14 protein-coding genes are annotated in these 15,889 nt (G+C 71.4%); 9 read left to right on the forward strand and 5 right to left on the reverse strand.

Annotated features, from left to right (window positions below):
- Nucleotides 1-24: 24 nt before the first annotated feature.
- Nucleotides 25-1,992, reverse strand: a complete 1,968-nt coding sequence (locus AC07DA_RS23060; protein WP_479130265.1) for an APC family permease — start codon at nucleotides 1,990-1,992, stop codon at nucleotides 25-27.
- 425 nt (nucleotides 1,993-2,417) lie between these two features.
- On the opposite strand from AC07DA_RS23060, the gene AC07DA_RS23065 reads away from it, so the two are divergent.
- From AC07DA_RS23065 to AC07DA_RS23080, 4 genes are all read left to right on the forward strand, one after another.
- Nucleotides 2,418-3,710 carry an extracellular solute-binding protein gene (locus AC07DA_RS23065; protein ID WP_479130049.1) on the forward strand — a complete coding sequence of 431 codons (1,293 nt, stop codon included), beginning with the start codon at nucleotides 2,418-2,420 and terminating at the stop codon, nucleotides 3,708-3,710.
- A gap of 6 nt (nucleotides 3,711-3,716) precedes the next feature.
- On the forward strand, nucleotides 3,717-4,715 hold the full coding sequence (locus tag AC07DA_RS23070; protein WP_479130050.1) for a carbohydrate ABC transporter permease: 999 nt from the start codon (nucleotides 3,717-3,719) through the stop codon (nucleotides 4,713-4,715).
- 74 nt (nucleotides 4,716-4,789) lie between these two features.
- The gene (locus AC07DA_RS23075) at nucleotides 4,790-5,554 is read left to right on the forward strand and encodes a carbohydrate ABC transporter permease (protein WP_479130266.1); all 765 of its coding nucleotides are present in this window, start codon (nucleotides 4,790-4,792) and stop codon (nucleotides 5,552-5,554) included.
- Between the two features lie 52 nt (nucleotides 5,555-5,606).
- Entirely contained in the window at nucleotides 5,607-6,671 is a 1,065-nt protein-coding gene (locus tag AC07DA_RS23080) for an endo-1,4-beta-xylanase (protein WP_479130051.1), read from the forward strand.
- Between the two features lie 265 nt (nucleotides 6,672-6,936).
- On the opposite strand, the gene AC07DA_RS23085 is transcribed toward AC07DA_RS23080, so the two are convergent.
- The 3 genes from AC07DA_RS23085 to AC07DA_RS23095 all read right to left on the reverse strand — a co-directional run bounded on the left by AC07DA_RS23085 (nucleotide 6,937) and on the right by AC07DA_RS23095 (nucleotide 9,370).
- Complete coding sequence (locus AC07DA_RS23085; RefSeq protein ID WP_479130052.1) at nucleotides 6,937-7,968, reverse strand: LacI family DNA-binding transcriptional regulator; 1,032 nt, start codon at nucleotides 7,966-7,968, stop codon at nucleotides 6,937-6,939.
- Between the two features lie 210 nt (nucleotides 7,969-8,178).
- Nucleotides 8,179-8,385: a DUF5999 family protein gene (locus AC07DA_RS23090; RefSeq protein ID WP_479130053.1), complete on the reverse strand. Its 207-nt coding sequence runs from the start codon at nucleotides 8,383-8,385 to the stop codon at nucleotides 8,179-8,181.
- A gap of 400 nt (nucleotides 8,386-8,785) precedes the next feature.
- The gene (locus tag AC07DA_RS23095) at nucleotides 8,786-9,370 is read right to left on the reverse strand and encodes a hypothetical protein (protein ID WP_479130054.1); all 585 of its coding nucleotides are present in this window, start codon (nucleotides 9,368-9,370) and stop codon (nucleotides 8,786-8,788) included.
- Nucleotides 9,371-9,919: 549 nt separating this feature from the next.
- Here AC07DA_RS23095 and AC07DA_RS23100 point away from each other — a divergent pair.
- Together AC07DA_RS23100 and AC07DA_RS23105 are read left to right on the forward strand one after the other, a co-directional pair.
- The gene (locus tag AC07DA_RS23100) at nucleotides 9,920-11,437 is read left to right on the forward strand and encodes a glutamate-cysteine ligase family protein (RefSeq protein ID WP_479130055.1); all 1,518 of its coding nucleotides are present in this window, start codon (nucleotides 9,920-9,922) and stop codon (nucleotides 11,435-11,437) included.
- Nucleotides 11,438-11,504: 67 nt separating this feature from the next.
- The gene (locus tag AC07DA_RS23105; protein ID WP_479130056.1) at nucleotides 11,505-12,305 is read left to right on the forward strand and encodes a CPBP family intramembrane glutamic endopeptidase; all 801 of its coding nucleotides are present in this window, start codon (nucleotides 11,505-11,507) and stop codon (nucleotides 12,303-12,305) included.
- A 49-nt stretch (nucleotides 12,306-12,354) separates the two neighbouring features.
- Here AC07DA_RS23105 and AC07DA_RS23110 read toward each other — a convergent pair whose 3' ends face one another.
- The gene (locus AC07DA_RS23110; protein ID WP_479130057.1) at nucleotides 12,355-13,173 is read right to left on the reverse strand and encodes a PhzF family phenazine biosynthesis protein; all 819 of its coding nucleotides are present in this window, start codon (nucleotides 13,171-13,173) and stop codon (nucleotides 12,355-12,357) included.
- Between the two features lie 175 nt (nucleotides 13,174-13,348).
- Here AC07DA_RS23110 and AC07DA_RS23115 point away from each other — a divergent pair, with 175 nt between their 5' ends.
- From AC07DA_RS23115 to AC07DA_RS23125, 3 genes are all read left to right on the forward strand, one after another.
- Nucleotides 13,349-13,975, forward strand: a complete 627-nt coding sequence (locus AC07DA_RS23115; protein WP_479130058.1) for a PadR family transcriptional regulator — start codon at nucleotides 13,349-13,351, stop codon at nucleotides 13,973-13,975.
- 257 nt (nucleotides 13,976-14,232) lie between these two features.
- The gene (locus AC07DA_RS23120) at nucleotides 14,233-14,781 is read left to right on the forward strand and encodes a Clp protease N-terminal domain-containing protein (RefSeq protein WP_479130059.1); all 549 of its coding nucleotides are present in this window, start codon (nucleotides 14,233-14,235) and stop codon (nucleotides 14,779-14,781) included.
- A 75-nt stretch (nucleotides 14,782-14,856) separates the two neighbouring features.
- Nucleotides 14,857-15,876: an EamA family transporter gene (locus AC07DA_RS23125; protein WP_479130060.1), complete on the forward strand. Its 1,020-nt coding sequence runs from the start codon at nucleotides 14,857-14,859 to the stop codon at nucleotides 15,874-15,876.
- Nucleotides 15,877-15,889: the final 13 nt, after the last annotated feature.

Consider the following 15,889-nt stretch of genomic DNA (forward strand, 5'->3'; position numbering starts at 1 on the left):
GCGGACGCTGAGGGAGGCGTCGGCTCAGCCCACGTGCACCCTCGGCCGCCGCGCCCGGTCCGGTTCCGCCTCGCGCAGCACCTCGCGGGTCACGGGGGCGACCTCCCCCTGGCCGAACAGGAAGAAGCGCAGCAGATTGGCGAAGGGGCCGCCTTCGGTCCACTCGAAGTAGACGTGCGGGGTGCGGCCGGTCGTGTCGCGGACGTGCAGCAGAAGCGCGGCCAGCGCGTTGGGGACGGAGGAGGACTCCAGGGTCAGGACGCGGTAGCGGTGGTGCAGGACCTCGCCCCGTACGGTCAGGCCCGCCTCGAACTCGGACGGGTCGGTCACCGTGACCTCGACGAAGACGAAGTCCTCCGGCCTGGGCACGTCGTTGTCCTGCCGGATCTGCTCGATCTTGTCGCGGTACTCGGCGGCGTCCCGCCGGTCGGGCTCGTTGGCGATGAACCGCATCCGGCGACCGGCCATGTCCCACACGAAGCGTTCCGCCACGTCGTCCAGCCTCACGCTCGTCACGCGGAGCTCGAAGGCGCGGGCCAGCCGTGACAGCAGGGAGACCAGGATGATGCCGGCGATGAAGCAGGCGCCGATCTTCACGCCGTCGGGGCGCTCGATGACGTTCGCGACGGTCGTGTAGAGGAACACCGTCGCGATCCCCGCGAAGGCGATCGTCCAGTTCCGCTGTCCGGCCTTGCGGGCGGCGATGGTCACCGCGATCGCGGCGGAGCTGATAAGGACCAGCACACCGGTGGCGTAGGCGCCGCCCTGTGCGTCGACGTCGGCGTCGAAGACCCAGGTGACCAGGAAGCCGATCAGGGTGAAGACGATGACCATCGGACGGACGGCCCTGGCCCAGTGCGGGGCCATGCCGTACCGGGGGAGGTAGCGCGGCATGAGGTTGAGCAGGCCGGCCATCGCGGAGGCGCCCGCGAACCACAGGATGGTGATCGTGGAGACGTCGTAGACGGTGCCGAAGGTGTTGCCCAGGTAGTCGTGAGCCAGGAACGCCAGGGCGCGGCCGTTGGCCTGGCCGCCCGGTTCGAACTCCTTCTCCGGGATCAGCAGGGTGGTGATGAAGCTGGTCGTGATCAGGAAGACGCTCATGATGAGAGCGGCCGTGGTGAGCAGCTTCTTGGTGTCGCGGACACGGCCCGCCGGGCGCGCCTCCGTGTCGTCCAGGTCGCCCTTGACGTGCGGCATCACGGCGACGCCGGTCTCGAACCCGGACAGGCCGAGGGCCAGCTTCGGGAAGACGAGCAGGGCCAGGCCGATCATGACGAAGACGTTGCCGTGCTGGGTGGTCAGGGCGCCGGACCAGTCGGTGACCACATGGCCCGCGGTGACGACGTGGTACAGGCCGACCACCACCACGACCGCGTTCAGCGCGAGGTAGGCGCCGACCAGGACGACCGCGACGCCGATGGCCTCCAGGAAGCCCTTGAGGAACACCGCGCCCAGCAGCGCCACCAGGAGAAGGGTGATCAGCATCTGCCGGTCGTGCAGGACGCCGGTGAGGTGCGGGTTCTCCACCAGGTGGGTGGAGGCGTCGGCCGCCGAGAGCGTGATGGTGATGAGGAAGTCGGTGGCGGCGAAGCCCAGCAGGGTCAGGACGAACAGCTTGCCCTGCCAGAAGGACAGCAGCCGCTCCAGCATCGCGATCGAGCCCTCGCCGTGCGGGCTCTCCTCGGCGACCCTCCGGTAGACCGGCAGGGCGCCCGCCAGGGTGACGACGACCAGGACGATCGTCGCGATCGGGGACAGCAGCCCGGCCGCCAGGGCGGCGATGCCGGGCTGGTAGCCGAGGGTGGAGAAGTAGTCGACGCCGGTCAGGCACATCACGCGCCACCAGGACCGGCCCTGGTGGGGGGCTTCCGGTTCGGCGTCCGGGCCGGTGCGGCCGCCCATGTCGGACAGGCCCTCCAGCATCCAGGCGCGCAGGCGGCTGGGTGGAGCGGGCTCCGTACGGCCCGGCGGCTGCTCGGTGGTGGCCATCGACGTGCTCCCGATCACGGCTCAACTGTTTCCGGCCATCGCTGGACGGCCGGATCAGCGTAAGCGGAGCGTGATGCCGTGGCCCACGCATGTGGGGGCCACGCCCGTCAAGCTTCCGTCAAGACTGCGGCCGGGGACGGGTGCCCCGGCGGAAACGCCAGTTGAGGGCCGTGCGGCGCCGCCGCTGGTTGAGAGGAGAGGGGTCGTCGGGGCTCTGCGTTCGGGCCCGCGGCCGGGCACCCTGCGTGATCACCACCTTCGTAAGGTTCGTCATATCGATCGAATGTTTCGGCGGCAGCCCACGGTTCCGGTGTCGAGGAAAGATTCACCGTGTACAAGGGGTTGCCACCGTTTACCGGCTGTCTCTAGGGTGCGGCATCAACGCAGCTTTCTGGATCTCATTCGAAACTTTCGAGGAGCGCATGATGGGCGACCCGGCACTGTCCCGCCGCGGCTTCCTGGCGGCCTCCGCCGCGGCCGGTCTGGGAATGACGGCACTGACCGCATGCGGCGGGGACTCGGACGGAGGGTCGTCCGGGACGACCACGATCGAATGGTGGAACATCTCCACCACCGAACCGACCAAGAGCGTCTGGGCCGCTCTCGCGCGCAAGTTCGAGGCGCAGAACCCCAAGGTCAAGATCAAGATCGTTCAGCTGGAGAACGACGCCTACAAGTCGAAGATGACAGCTCTGACCTCCTCCGGGAAGCTGCCCGACATCTTCCACACGTGGGGCGGCGGCGTCCTGCGGCAGCAGGTCGACGCCGGGCTCGTCGAGGACCTCACGGAGCGCACCAAGCCCTGGGGCGACGCCCTGCTGCCGGTCGCCCGCGAGCCGTACCTGATCGACGACAAGGCGTACGGCATCCCGTTCGACATCGGCATGATCGGCTTCTGGTACAACAAGGCCCACTTCGAGAAGGCCGGCATCGGCGAGCCCCCGACCACCTGGAGCGGCTTCCTGGACGCCGTGCGCAAGCTCAAGGCCGCCCGGATCACGCCCCTCGCCCTGGCCGGCAAGGAGAAGTGGCCCGGCATGTACTACTGGGCATACCTGGCGATGCGCACCGCCGGCGCCGAGGCGCTGCAGAAGGCGTACGAGGACAAGGACTTCACCGGCGCGCCGTTCGTCGAGGCGGGTGAGCACCTGCAGGAACTCGTCGGTCTCCAGCCGTTCCAGAAGGGATTCCTCGGGGCCGCCTACTCCAGCCCCACCGGCCAGGCCGCCAGCGTCGGCAACGGCAAGGCGGCCATGGAACTCATGGGCCAGTGGGCGCCCGTGGTCCAGGCCGACGCGGGCAAGGGTCTCGGCAAGGATCTCGGCTTCTTCCCGTTCCCCGCGGTCGAGGGCGGCCGGGGGGCCATCACCGAGGTGTTCGGCGGAGGCGGCGGACACGCGCTGCGCCGGGACGCCCCGCAGGCCGCCGTCGACTTCCTGAAGTTCTTCGCGTCCGAGGCCACCGACCGGGAGCTGGTGAAGAAGACCGGGGTCCTGCCCGTGGTGCCGGCGGCAGAGAGCGCCATCGCCGACCCCAACATCAAGGCCGTCCAGGCCGAGCTGAAGAAGGCCACCGGCTTCCAGCTCTACCTCGACCAGGCGTACGCGCCCGCCGTCGGCCAGGAGGTCAACGACAGCGTCGCCGCGCTCATATCGGGTTCCAAATCGCCCGGGCAGGTCGCGCAGTCGATCACGAAGACCGCGAAGGAAGAGCAGTAGCCGGCGATGACGTCCACGTACCTGCCGCGCGAGCGGACCGGCCCCGACACCGGTCCGCCGCCCCCGGCCGCCGACCGGGCCCGGGGGCGAGCCCGGCGACGCGCCCTGAACTGGCTGACCGCCACCGGCTTCCAGCTGCCCGCCCTGGTGCTGTTCATCGGGCTCGTGCTGCTGCCGATGCTGTTCGCCCTGTACGCCGCCTTCTTCCGGTGGGGCGGCTTCGGCATGCCGTCCGACTACGTCGGCGGTGAGAACTTCACCCGGCTGTTCGAGGACGAGGTGTTCCTCGGCGACCTGTGGCGCTGCCTGGTGCTGGTGGTGCTCTCGCTCGCGCTGCAGCTGCCGTTCGCACTGGCCATGGCCGTACTGCTCAACCAGCGGATGCGCGGCCGGGCGGTGTACCGGATGCTGTTCTTCGCCCCGTACGTCCTGTCCGAGGCGATCACCGGCATCCTGTTCGGCATGATCTTCGCCCCGGACGACGGCTTCGCCGACCAGGTCCTCGGGCGCATCGGGCTGGAGGGGCTGGGCGGGGAGTGGTTCGCCGATCCGTCCACGGTCATGGCGACCCTGTTCCTGGTCATGATGTGGAAGTACTTCGGCTTCCACATGATGCTCTACCTGGCCGGTCTGCAGGCCGTCCCCAGGGAGCTGACCGAGGCGGCGCTCATCGACGGGGCCGGTCCGTGGCAGCGCTTCCGCAACGTGACCCTGCCCCTGCTGGCGCCCACCCTGCGCATCAGCGTGTTCCTGTCGGTCATCGGGTCGATCCAGCTGTTCGACCTGGTGTGGGTGACCACCGCCGGTGGCCCCGACCACCACTCCGAGACCATGGCCGTGACCATGTTCCAGTACGGCTTCAAGCGCTACCAGGTCGGCTACGCCAGCGCGATCAGCGTGGTCATGTTCGCCATCAGCCTCGTCTTCGCCCTCGCCTACCAGCGGTTCGTGCTCCGGCGCGACCTCGAAGGAGCCACCACCACCATGCGGGGTGACGGAAAGTGACGGTCAGTCGCAAGGCCCGCGGGGGCGGGAAGCTGTGGAGCCTGCACCTCGTCCTGGTCGTCGTCGGCGCGGTCATGGCCGTGCCGCTGCTCTACGCCGCCCTGTCCGGCTTCAAGTCGACGGACGAGCTGTCACGCAACCCGGTCGGTCTGCCCGAGTCGTGGGTGACCTCCAACTACACCGGCATCCTCGCCTCGGGGGACTTCTGGCGGCTGATCGGGAACAGCACGCTGATCGCGGTCGGTACGACCGTGCTCGTCGTCGCGGTCTCGGCGCTGTCGGCCTTCTCCTTCGCGCGGTTCGCCTTCCGCGGCCGGGAGTTGCTGTTCACGCTGTTCACCATGGGACTGATGTTCCCGTTCGCGGTCGCGGCCCTGCCGCTGTTCCTGCTGCTGCGGTCCCTCGGACTGCTCGACAACCCGCTCGGCGTGATCCTGCCGCAGGCGGCGTTCGGGCTGCCGATGACCATCATCATCCTGCGCGGCTTCTTCCGGCAGATCCCCGGCGAGCTGGAGGAGGCGGCCACGCTCGACGGGTGCAGTCCGCTCGGCTTCTTCTGGCGGGTGCTGCTGCCCATGGCCCGGCCCGCCCTCGGCACCGTCTCGGTGCTCGCCGTCGTCACCAGCTGGAACAACTTCTTCCTGCCGCTGCTGGTCTTCACCGAGTCGCAGTGGTGGACGCTGCCGATCGGCGTCCAGCAGTTCCAGGGGCAGTACTCCGCGGACTACGCCAAGGTCTTCGCCTACCTGGTCCTGGCCATGGTCCCGGCCCTCGCCTTCTACTCGGTCGCCGAGCGCCAGCTCGTCGGCGGCCTCACCGCCGGCGCCACGAAGGGCTGACGCGCCGCGGACGTACGGCTCTGCCCACCCATCCGTCGTGAGGAGTCGCACCATGCGCAAGAACCGTCTGAGACTCGCCGGTGCCGCCGCCGCGTTCCTGGTCGCGGCCGGGCTCGGGGCCGGCTCGCCCGCCCAGGCGAGTGAACGGCCGGCGAGTGACCGGCAGCCCACCCTCGCCGAGCTGGCCCAGCGCCACGGCCGCTACTTCGGCAGCGCCACCGACAACCCCGAGCTGACCGACCAGCCGTACACGGCCCTGCTCGGCAGCGAGTTCGACCAGATCACGCCCGGCAACGGCATGAAGTGGTACGCGACCGAACCCGAACAGGGCGTGTTCGACTTCTCCCAGGGCGACGAGATCGTGGACCTCGCCCGCGCCAACCGGCAGAAGGTGCGCGGTCACACCCTCGTCTGGCACAGCCAGCTGCCCGAGTGGCTCACCGGGCGGGAGTGGACGGCCCCCGAGCTGAGGGCCGTGCTGAAGAAGCACATCCAGACGGAGGTACGGCACTACCGGGGCAAGGTCTTCGCCTGGGACGTCGTCAACGAGGCGTTCAACGAGGACGGGACCTACCGCGAGTCGGTGTTCTACAAGACACTCGGCCCGGGCTACATCGCCGACGCGCTGCGCTGGGCGCACCAGGCCGATCCACGGGTGAAGCTGTACCTCAACGACTACAACATCGAGGGCATCGGCCCGAAGAGCGACGCCTACTACCGCCTGGCCAGGGAACTGAAGGCCCAGCGCGTCCCGCTGCACGGCATCGGCTTCCAGGCGCACCTGGCCCTCCAGTACGGCTATCCCACGACCCTGGAGGACAACCTGCGCCGCTTCTCGCGCCTCGGCCTCGACACCGCGCTCACCGAGGTCGACGTCCGGATGCAGTTGCCGGCGACCGAGGAGAAGCTGGCGCAGCAGGCCGAGTGGTACCGGGACCTGACCGAGGCGTGCCTGGCCGTGCGGCGGTGCGTGGGCGTCACCCTCTGGGACTACACCGACAAGTACTCGTGGATCCCCGCGTTCTTCCCGGGCGAGGGCGCGGCCCTGCCGTGGGACGAGCAGCTGCGGCCGAAGCCGGCGTACTTCGCGCTGCGAAAGGCGCTTGGGGGGAGGTAACCAGGAGGGGGCGGGGCGACCGGCGCCGTGGGCCGGTGGCCATCGGTCCGAGCGGCACCGGTGGTGATCGGCACCGCGTTCGGCGCCGGGGAGTCCCCGGGCACGGCCCGTGCCCGGGAGGTTACCGGCCCCGGTCGTGCCGTGATCGGGCTCCGCTCCGCCCCTCCGCTGAGAATGAGGGCGCGGTGCGGTGCGTTCGAGGCGCAGCTCCGTCCGTTTCGGCCACCCCCGCGGTTCGGGCCCGGTCGCGGCGGGGGTGGGTTCGTCAGGGGCGGGGTGGTGGGGCCGTGCTCGAACGGGTCACCAGGTGGGTGCCCAGCTCCACCCGGGGGGAGTCGGGGTGGTCGCCCTGGGTGAGGCGGAGCACCGTGCGTGCGGCCAGCTTGCCCATGTCGGCCAAGGGCTGGCGGACCGTCGTCAGCGGTGGGGACGACCAGCGGACTTCCGGCAGGTCGTCGAATCCGACCACGCTCATGTCCTGCGGCACCCGCAGCCCGCGCCGGCGCAGGGCCTCGATGGCGCCGAGGGCCATCTGGTCGCTGGCCGCGAACACCGCGGTCGGCGGTTCGGGCAGGTCGAGCAGGGCGTTGCAGGCGGTGAAGCCGGACTCGGGGCGGAAGTCTCCGGGGACGACGAGGGACCCGTCGGGGGCGAGGCCGGCGCCCTCCAGGGCCGCGTGGTAGCCGTCCAGCCGGGCCCGGGAGCACAGCAGCCGCGGCGGCCCCGCGATCAGGCCGATCCGGCGGTGCCCGAGGGACAGCAGGTGCTCGGTGGCGGCCAGGCCGCCCGACCAGTTCGCGGCGCCGATGGTGGGCGCGTCCAGGGCGGGGGAGCCCGCCGGGTCGACGACCACCAGCGGCACGCCGAGGATCCGCAGTTCCTCGTGGAGCGTCGGCTCCAGCGCCGAGGTGACGAGGATGACGCCGTCGGAGGCGCGGGCCCGCAGGTTGCGCATCCACTCGCGCGCGTCCCCGGACCGGCCGTGGAGGGCCGAGACCACCGTGCCCACCCCGGCCGCGTGCGCGACCTCCTCGACGCCGCGGATGATCTCCACGGCCCAAGGGCTGTCGAGACTGTTGAAGACCAGGTCGAGCAGCGCCGCCCGGGTGCCCGGCGCCGCCGGGCGCCTGCGGTAACCGTGCCGGCGCAGCAGGTCCTCGACGCGGGCCCGGGTCTGCGGGGAGACGTCGGAACGGCCGTTGACGACCCGGGACACGGTCGGTACGGACACACCGGCCCGCCGGGCGATCTCGGTGATCGTGACCCTGCCCTCGGCGTCGGCCTCACGTGCCGGCACTGCCCCCACCTCCGTCGACGGTGACCGCGGAACGTCCAGGAGTCTTCCGGAAAGCGCGCATCCCTGTGAAGCCGCGGGCGGGGAACGGGCGTCGCCGCCGGTGACGAGGAGTGACCGGGCCCGGGCACGCGTCGGGGCCGGTGCGCAGCGTCTCCTGCGGCCGGCCCCTCATGTCTGCGGGCGGGATCCCGGTCCCGCCCCGGCGTCCGCTCAGGCCGCCGTCATCACCTGGCTGCCCGCGAGCGGACGGTGCGGGGCGATGATCCTGCCGTCGGGCAGGAGCTCACCGGTGTCCTCGAAGAGCAGCACGCCGTTGCACAGCAGGCTCCAGCCCTGCTCCGGGTGGTGCGCCACGAGGCGGGCGGAGTCCCGGTCGGGGGAGTCGGCGGACGGGCACGGTGTCTGGTGCTGGCACATGGGCGGGATCTTTCGCTGCGTCGTGGTGGACGATGTGAGGGAGTTCGATGAGTCGGTCGTCGTGTCTGTTCCGCGGCTAGAAGTGTCGTTCATGGCCGCCCCCCGTTGTGATAGGTCGTCGGAACCCAGTGTTGCCCCACGGGCGTCGTTCCGCAGGGATTTCGCCGCACCGCTTCTCATAGGTTCATGACGCATCACCCGCGCGGACGGTTCATCCCAACTGGGCTGTCACTTCGGGTGGTTCGCAATGGCCGGATGGGGCTAGTCCGCTCGGGGCCGAGGGCCCCCCGGCTCGTACGAGCCATTCGGTGCTCGCACGAGCGATCGAGGGGTGGGCAGGAGCCGACCCCGCTGCCGGAATGCGGCGACGGGGTCGGTGAGGAGTTCTCCGGCGGACGTTTCAGGCGGGTGAGCCGAGCAGTCTCGTGGGAGTCGCCCGGTGGGTCAGCACCGGGAGGAGTTCGGCGACGCGGTGCGGGCGGTGGGCCGCGATGCCAGGAGGCGCGGGTGCCAGCGGGACGAGCAGGTCGGTGGCGGCGGGGTGGCCGGCGGCGCCGTCCGCGGCGCTGTCCTCGTGCAGCCAGAGCGTCAGCATGTACAGGCTGGGCACCGACAGCAGCCGGGGCTGGTACGGCTGGGACATCGCCTCGGCCTGGCGCAGGGCGCGCTCGGTGGAGGTGATGTAGGGGCCCTCGAAGAAGTGCGAGAAGGCCCAGCCGTCGGGAGTCAGCATGGTCTCCGCCGCGGCCACGGCGCGGTCGCCGCAGCGGATCAGGAAACGCCACCCGGTCAGCCGGGTGGCGGCAACGCCCTCGGCGGTGACCCGGTCGAGGACGTGGACGGGCAGGGGGAGCTCGGGAGTGGCGGGCCCCTGGCTGCGGAGCAGGGCGGGAGTTCGGGCTTCGCGGACCGCGGTGGGAGAGGAGAGCGCAGTCAGGACGGAGCGCAGTGCGGGCGCGGGAGCCGGAGGGGCATGCAGCGGCATGGTGGGTCGCCTCTCATTCAAAGGCACGGTGGCGCGAGGGCGGGGGCGGACGGCGCTGTCAGCTCACGGGGGACAGAGAGGCAGGGACCGGGGTCGTGAACGAGAGGGGGGTGGGATCCGCCGAACGTCGCGTCGGCGGCAGGGCCCCGCGACCGTGGGCGCCAACCTTCTGCCTTGTTCGCGGAGTTTATACGACACGGGTTCGGACTGTGTTTCGCCTAGCCGTTTCCGGTGAGTAGAACAAGGGTACATTCGGTCGGCGATATGCGAGAATAATCCCGATTCCAGGCGGTGGTGTGCGGCGATGACCTCGGTGAATGTCCGCGAGCCGGTCGGCCCATTCTTGTCGGCGTTTTTCACGAGTTCGCAGTACCCGAAACCTGTCCTGTGCGCCATGCCGGGTGAATGTGCCACCGGTCACAGAGGGCCAGCGTAGCGGCCGTCGAGGCCGATCGGGACGTTATCGATCGCTTTCGCTGGGCATCCTCCACCTGACCGGGACCCCGGCAGCCGGATCCCGGCCCGCATCATCCAAGGAGGGACGCTTCGATGGGGGAGAAGGTCGTGGCAGGGCGGTTCGACCTGTCCGATCGCCAGCGCTACCGCGACAAGCTCCGTCAGTGCCTGACGGGTCTGGAGCGACTCCTGGCGGAGAAGCAGTTCGATCGCCCCAAGAACCTCATGGGGCTTGAGATCGAATTGAATCTGGCGGGTGCCGACGGCATGCCGAAAATGTTGAACGGGCAAGTCCTGGAGCGGATCGCGAGTCGCGATTTCCAAACAGAACTCGCCATGTTCAACCTGGAAGTGAACATCCCTCCACACCGTCTGGGGGGTCGCGTATTCGACCGACTGGCGGAGGAACTCCGTACGTCGCTGGCGTATGCCGACCGGAAGGCCGGTGAGGTCGACGCCGGAATCGTGATGATCGGCATCCTGCCGACGCTCGACCGGGACGACCTGGTGTCGTCGAACCTCTCCGACGTCGACCGCTACACGCTCCTCAACGACCAGATCGTGGCCGCGCGGGGCGAGGAGTTCACCCTCGACATCGACGGCGTCGAGCACCTCACGTGCACCTCGAAGTCGATCGCGCCCGAGGCCGCCTGCACCTCGGTGCAACTGCACCTCCAGGTCACCCCGGCCCGGTTCGCCGACGTGTGGAACGCGGCCCAGGCGGTCGCCGCCGCGCAGATCGCGGTCGGCGCCAACTCGCCGTTCCTGTTCGGCCGAGAGCTGTGGCGCGAGTCGCGGCCCCCGCTGTTCCAGCAGTCGACCGACACCCGCCCGCCCGAGCTGCAGGCCCAGGGCGTCCGCCCGCGCACGTGGTTCGGGGAGCGCTGGGTCGACTCGGCGTACGACCTCTTCGAGGAGAACCTGCGCTACTACCCGGCGTTGCTGCCGATCTGCGACGACGAGGACCCGTTGGAGGTGATCCACCGGGGCGGCACACCGGCGCTCTCGGAACTCGTCCTGCACAACGGCACCATCTACCGCTGGAACCGCCCCGTCTACGGCGTCGCCGACGGCGTCCCGCACCTGCGCGTGGAGAACCGCGTCCTGCCCGCCGGGCCCACCGTCGTCGACGTCGTCGCCAACGCCGCCTTCTACTACGGCGTCGTCCGCGCCCTCGCCGAGGAGGCCCGGCCGGTGTGGACCCGGCTGCCCTTCGAGGCGGCCGCGGCCAACTTCGACGCGGCGTGCAAGGACGGCATCGAGGCCCGCTTCACCTGGCCCCGGCGCGGCCGGCACGGCGGGACCGCCGAGGTCGACGCGGTGAGTCTGGTCCGCGACGAGCTGCTGCCGCTCGCCGAGGCCGGGCTGGACGCCTGGGGCGTCGAGCCGGCCGACCGCGACCTGTACCTGGGCGTGATCGAGGAGCGCTGCCGGCGCCGGACGAACGGGGCGACCTGGCAGTCCGCGACCTTCCACAAGGCCCTCGACGCCGGCCTCGGCCGGGAGGAGGCGCTGGCCGCCACGACCCGGCGCTACCGCGAGCTGATGCACAAGGGGGACCCCGTGCACAGCTGGCCGGTGGGGCTGCCGGAGCCGGTCTCGCTGGGCTGAGGCCCCCGCGGGGTGAGGATCCGCTGCCGCCATACTGATCCGACAGGTCGGTGAAGTGGAGGCAGGCGTGCAGGCGGAGGCGAGCCCGGTGGACGGTTCCATTCCCCAGCAGGGGCTCTCGCGGCGGACGCTCCGCGACGAGACCCTGCTGGTCCTCGCGCTGTCGCTGGGCGCGAGCGGCGTCTCCGCGCTGATCAGCTTCATCGGGTCGGTGACCAAGCCGGGCGGCCTGAAGGACCAGGCGGCCACGATGAACGCCTCGGCCGCCCCCGGCCGCCCCTGGCTCGACCTGGCCTGGCAGCTCTTCGGGATCACCACGGCCCTGGTGCCCGTCGCGCTCGTCGCGCACTTCCTGCTGCGCGAGCGGGCGAGCCTGCGCACGATCGGCTTCGACCGCACCCGCCCCTGGCCCGACCTCGGTCGCGGGGCGGCGATCGCGGCGGTCGTCGGCAGCACCGGTATCGCCTTCTACCTGGCCGCCCGCGGGCTCGGGTTCAACCTCACCGTGGTGCCCGAGGCGCTGCCGGACGTGTGGTGGAAGTACCCCGTGCTGATCCTCTCCGCGATCCAGAACGCCGTACTGGAGGAAGTGATCGTCGTCGGCTACCTGCTGCGCCGCATGGGCCAGCTGGGCTGGACGCCGGCGGCCGCGCTGGTGGGCAGTTCCCTCCTGCGCGGCTCCTACCACCTGTACCAGGGCATCGGCGGGTTCATCGGCAACCTGGTCATGGGCGTCGTCTTCGTCCACCTCTACCGCCGCTGGGGCCGTGTCGGTCCGCTCGTGGTGGCCCACTCGCTGCTCGACATCGGGGCGTTCGTGGGCTACGCGCTGCTGGCGGGCAAGGTGGGGTGGCTGCCGACGGCGTGAGACGCGGGTGGGACAGGGACGTACGGCGGCGTACGCCCCTTCGTCCGTCTCAGGCCAGCAGCTCGCCGTCGATGACGGTGACCGCCCGCCCGGTCAGCAGGGTGCGGTCGCCGCGCAGCTCCGTGCGGACGCGCCCCGAGCGGGGCGACGCCTGGAGACCGGTGAGGCGGGTCCGGCCGAGGCGGCCGGACCAGAACGGGGCGAGCGCGGTGTGGGCGCTGCCGGTGACGGGGTCCTCGTCGATGCCGACGTTCGGGAAGAAGCAGCGCGAGACGAAGTCGTAGCCCTCGTCCGGGTCATCGGCGCGGGCCGTGGCGATGACACCGCGCTCGGAGTGGGCGGCCAGGGCCCGGAGGTCCGGGGCGAGGGCGTGCACCGTCTTCTCGTCCGCCACCTCGACCAGCAGGTCCCCGACGTGCGGGCCGGTGTCGTGGGCGGTGAGCGGCTCGGTGCCCAGTGCCCCGGCGAGGCCGGCGGGCGGGTCGACCCGGGTGAGCGGGGCCGTCGGGAAGTCCAGCGTGAGCGAGCCGTCGTCCGCCGGTGTGGCGACGAGGACGCCGCTGCGGGTGGCGAACCGCACCGGTCCGCCGTGGACACCCGTGGTGTGCAGGACGTGGGCGGTGGCCAGGGTCGCGTGGCCGCACATCGCGACCTCCGTGGCCGGCGTGAACCAGCGCAGCGCCCAGTCCGCCTCTCCGCCCGGGGGGAGGGGGTGGGCGAAGGCCGTCTCGGCGTGGTTGACCTCCTGGGCGACGCGCTGCAGCCAGGTGTCGTCCGGGAAGGTGCCCGCGCCGTCCAGGAGCAGGACGCCGGCCGGGTTGCCGGAGAAGGGGCGATCGGTGAAGGCGTCGACGATTCGGATCCGCATGTCCCGAAGCTAGGGCCTCGGTGAAGCCGCGGGCCAAGGCCAATCGGCGAGTCCTGGACCGGTCCCGGGGGCCCCGGACCCGGAACCGGGGGGCGGACCGGGTCTTGCCGTACCCCACCTACCGATATATCGTTGAAGCATCGCGACAGATCAACGATGGAATGGAGTGGTGGCGATGCGTACCCATGGATTCGAGTACGGCCACGGTCACGGCGGACCGCGGCACGGCCGGGGCGGCTTCGAGAGCCTGCGCGCGGCCTTCGGGCCGTTCGGCCCCGGCGGCCCCGGCTGGGGAGGGCCCGGTGGTCCGGGCTTCGGTCCCGGCCCCTGGGGCGGCCGGGGGCGCGGCGGCCCCAGGGGGAGGGCGCGGCGCGGTGATGTCCGGGCCTCGATCCTGGCCCTGCTGAAGGACCGGCCGATGCACGGCTACGAGATGATCCAGGAGATCGCCGAACGCAGCGGCGGCGCGTGGAAGCCGAGCCCCGGGTCGGTGTACCCCACCCTGCAGCTGCTGGAGGACGAGGGCCTGATCATCAGTGAGTCCGAGGGCGGCAAGAAGCTGTTCTCGCTCACCGAGGCCGGCCGCGCCGCCGCCGGCGAGGGCCCCGAGGCGCCCTGGGAAGAGGCCTCGCGCGGGGTCGACTGGGAAGCCCTCGGTGAGATCCGCCAGGCCGGCTTCGGTCTGATGGAGGCCTTCGGCCAGGTCTGGAAGACCGGCAGCAAGGAGCAGCGGGAGAAGGCGCTCGGCGTCATCAACGAAGCCCGCAAGAAGCTGTATCTGATCCTCGCCGACGAGGACTGAGGGGCGGCACCCTGTCGCCCACGCCCCGCGTGCCGCAGGCGCCCCCGGAGGAACGCTCCGGGGGCGCTCGTCCGTCCCGGGCCGCCGGCCGGCCGGCCCGCGCGGCGACGCGCCGGGTCGTCGGCGTCCCGCGAGGTGAACGGCCTGATGTCCTCCGTAAGGAGGAGATCGGGTCGGCCACGTCCACTTCCCGTGGGACGCGAAGATGCTTCCCGCCGAGGATGCCCCGCGTCCGCGGGACTGGTGGGGTAGGGGATGTGCAACCCCGTATCCCCCGGCAGTCGGCCCCTGAGCACGGCGTCCACCGCGCGGACGACGATGCCGGGCTCAGTGACGAGCTGGCGTCGGTGATCGGCGGCGCCCGCCGCAGGGCGGTGAGGGACGGGGACCGGCAGGTCGACACCGCCCACCTGCTCCACTCCCTGCTGGAGTCCGATCCGGAGACCCGGGCCGTCGTCGGTGACGGGCCGCAGCTGGCGCGGCTGCTCGGTTACCTCGTCCAGCGCAGCATCGGCTACGGCCTGCGCTGGCAGAGCGGCGTCGAGGACTCCGGGGCCGTCCCCGTGGCGAGCGGGAGCGCCGGCTTCTCACCGCTGGCCTCGGCCTCGATGGAGTACGCCCGCGCCCGCGCCGCCGGGCGTGGCGGACCGGCGCGCGGCACCGACCTGCTCGCGGCGATCGTCGTGGACCCGCAGACCCGCGCGGTCGAGGTGCTCGAACGGGCCGGCATCGACCCGCGCGCGGTGTCCGCCCGCCTCGACGGCTTCTCCGGTGCCACGGAGGAGTACGGCGAAGCCACCCACTGAGCGCTCCCGGGCGGTTGCGGAACGCGCGGCCGTCCAGGCAGTGAGACAGGTGCCATAGAGGGTGACGCTCCTGTCATGGCCTGTCATCATGGGCCGGTGTCTACGTCTGACAGCAGAGCGGGCGGGCGCGGCAAGGGGATGGGCCTGAGTCTGGCGCTCCTGTCCGCCGTCGCCTTCGGCGGATCCGGTGTCGCGGCCAAACCGCTGATCGAGGCGGGCCTGGACCCGCTGCACGTGGTGTGGCTGAGGGTGGCCGGGGCGGCCCTGGTGATGCTGCCGCTCGCCGTGCGCCACCGCGGGCTGCTGCGCCGCCGCCCCGGACTGCTCGCGGGCTTCGGGCTGCTCGCCGTCGCGGGGGTGCAGGCCTGCTACTTCGCGGCGCTGTCCCGTATCCCCGTGGGCGTGGCGCTGCTCATCGAGTACCTGGCGCCCGCGCTGGTGCTGGGCTGGGTGCGGTTCGTGCAGCGGCGGCCCGTGACGCGTGCCGCCGCGGTCGGCGTCGTGCTCGCCGTCGGGGGACTCGCCTGCGTGGTCGAGGTCTGGTCGGGCCTGCGCTTCGACGCCCTGGGGCTGCTGCTCGCGCTCGGCGCGGCCTGCTGCCAGGTCGGCTACTTCGTCCTGTCCGACCAGGGCAGCGACGCCGGCGACGAGGCGCCCGACCCGCTCGGCGTCATCGCCTACGGCCTGCTCGTCGGCGCCGCCGTGCTCACCGTCGTCGCCCGGCCGTGGAGCATGGACTGGCCCGTGCTGACCGGTACCGCGCGCATGGACGGCACGCCCGTCCCCGCCCTGGCCCTGCTCGCCTGGATCGTCCTCGTCGCCACGGTCGTCGCGTACGTCACCGGCGTGATCTCCGTGCGCCGGCTCTCCCCGCAGGTCGCCGGGGTCGTGGCCTGTCTGGAAGCGGTCATCGCCACGGTCCTGGCGTGGGTGCTGCTCGGCGAGCACCTGTCGGCGCCGCAACTCACCGGTGGGGTGATCGTGCTGGTGGGCGCCTTCATCGCGCAGTCCTCCACGCCCGCCAAGTCCTCCGGGCAGCCGCTGGCGAGCGGCGGCCCGGAAAAGGAATTGTCCCGGCGCGGAACCAGCGCATAAGGTGTCGATCATG

This window comes from Streptomyces sp. NPDC044921 (assembly GCF_056432865.1).

What these genes read in the sequence shown, in the direction of transcription:
- AC07DA_RS23065 (WP_479130049.1), top strand. Translation starts at nt 2,418, where the DNA reads ATGGGCGACCCGGCACTGTCCCGCCGCGGCTTCCTGGCGGCCTCCGCC.
- AC07DA_RS23115 (WP_479130058.1), top strand. Translation starts at nt 13,349, where the DNA reads ATGCGTACCCATGGATTCGAGTACGGCCACGGTCACGGCGGACCGCGG.
- AC07DA_RS23100 (WP_479130055.1), top strand. Translation starts at nt 9,920, where the DNA reads ATGGGGGAGAAGGTCGTGGCAGGGCGGTTCGACCTGTCCGATCGCCAG.
- AC07DA_RS23075 (WP_479130266.1), top strand. Translation starts at nt 4,790, where the DNA reads ATGGCCGTGCCGCTGCTCTACGCCGCCCTGTCCGGCTTCAAGTCGACG.
- AC07DA_RS23080 (WP_479130051.1), top strand. Translation starts at nt 5,607, where the DNA reads ATGCGCAAGAACCGTCTGAGACTCGCCGGTGCCGCCGCCGCGTTCCTG.
- AC07DA_RS23110 (WP_479130057.1), bottom strand. Translation starts at nt 13,173, where the DNA reads ATGCGGATCCGAATCGTCGACGCCTTCACCGATCGCCCCTTCTCCGGC.
- AC07DA_RS23070 (WP_479130050.1), top strand. Translation starts at nt 3,717, where the DNA reads ATGACGTCCACGTACCTGCCGCGCGAGCGGACCGGCCCCGACACCGGT.
- AC07DA_RS23060 (WP_479130265.1), bottom strand. Translation starts at nt 1,992, where the DNA reads ATGGCCACCACCGAGCAGCCGCCGGGCCGTACGGAGCCCGCTCCACCC.
- AC07DA_RS23125 (WP_479130060.1), top strand. Translation starts at nt 14,857, where the DNA reads ATGGCCTGTCATCATGGGCCGGTGTCTACGTCTGACAGCAGAGCGGGC.
- AC07DA_RS23095 (WP_479130054.1), bottom strand. Translation starts at nt 9,370, where the DNA reads ATGCCGCTGCATGCCCCTCCGGCTCCCGCGCCCGCACTGCGCTCCGTC.
- AC07DA_RS23090 (WP_479130053.1), bottom strand. Translation starts at nt 8,385, where the DNA reads ATGTGCCAGCACCAGACACCGTGCCCGTCCGCCGACTCCCCCGACCGG.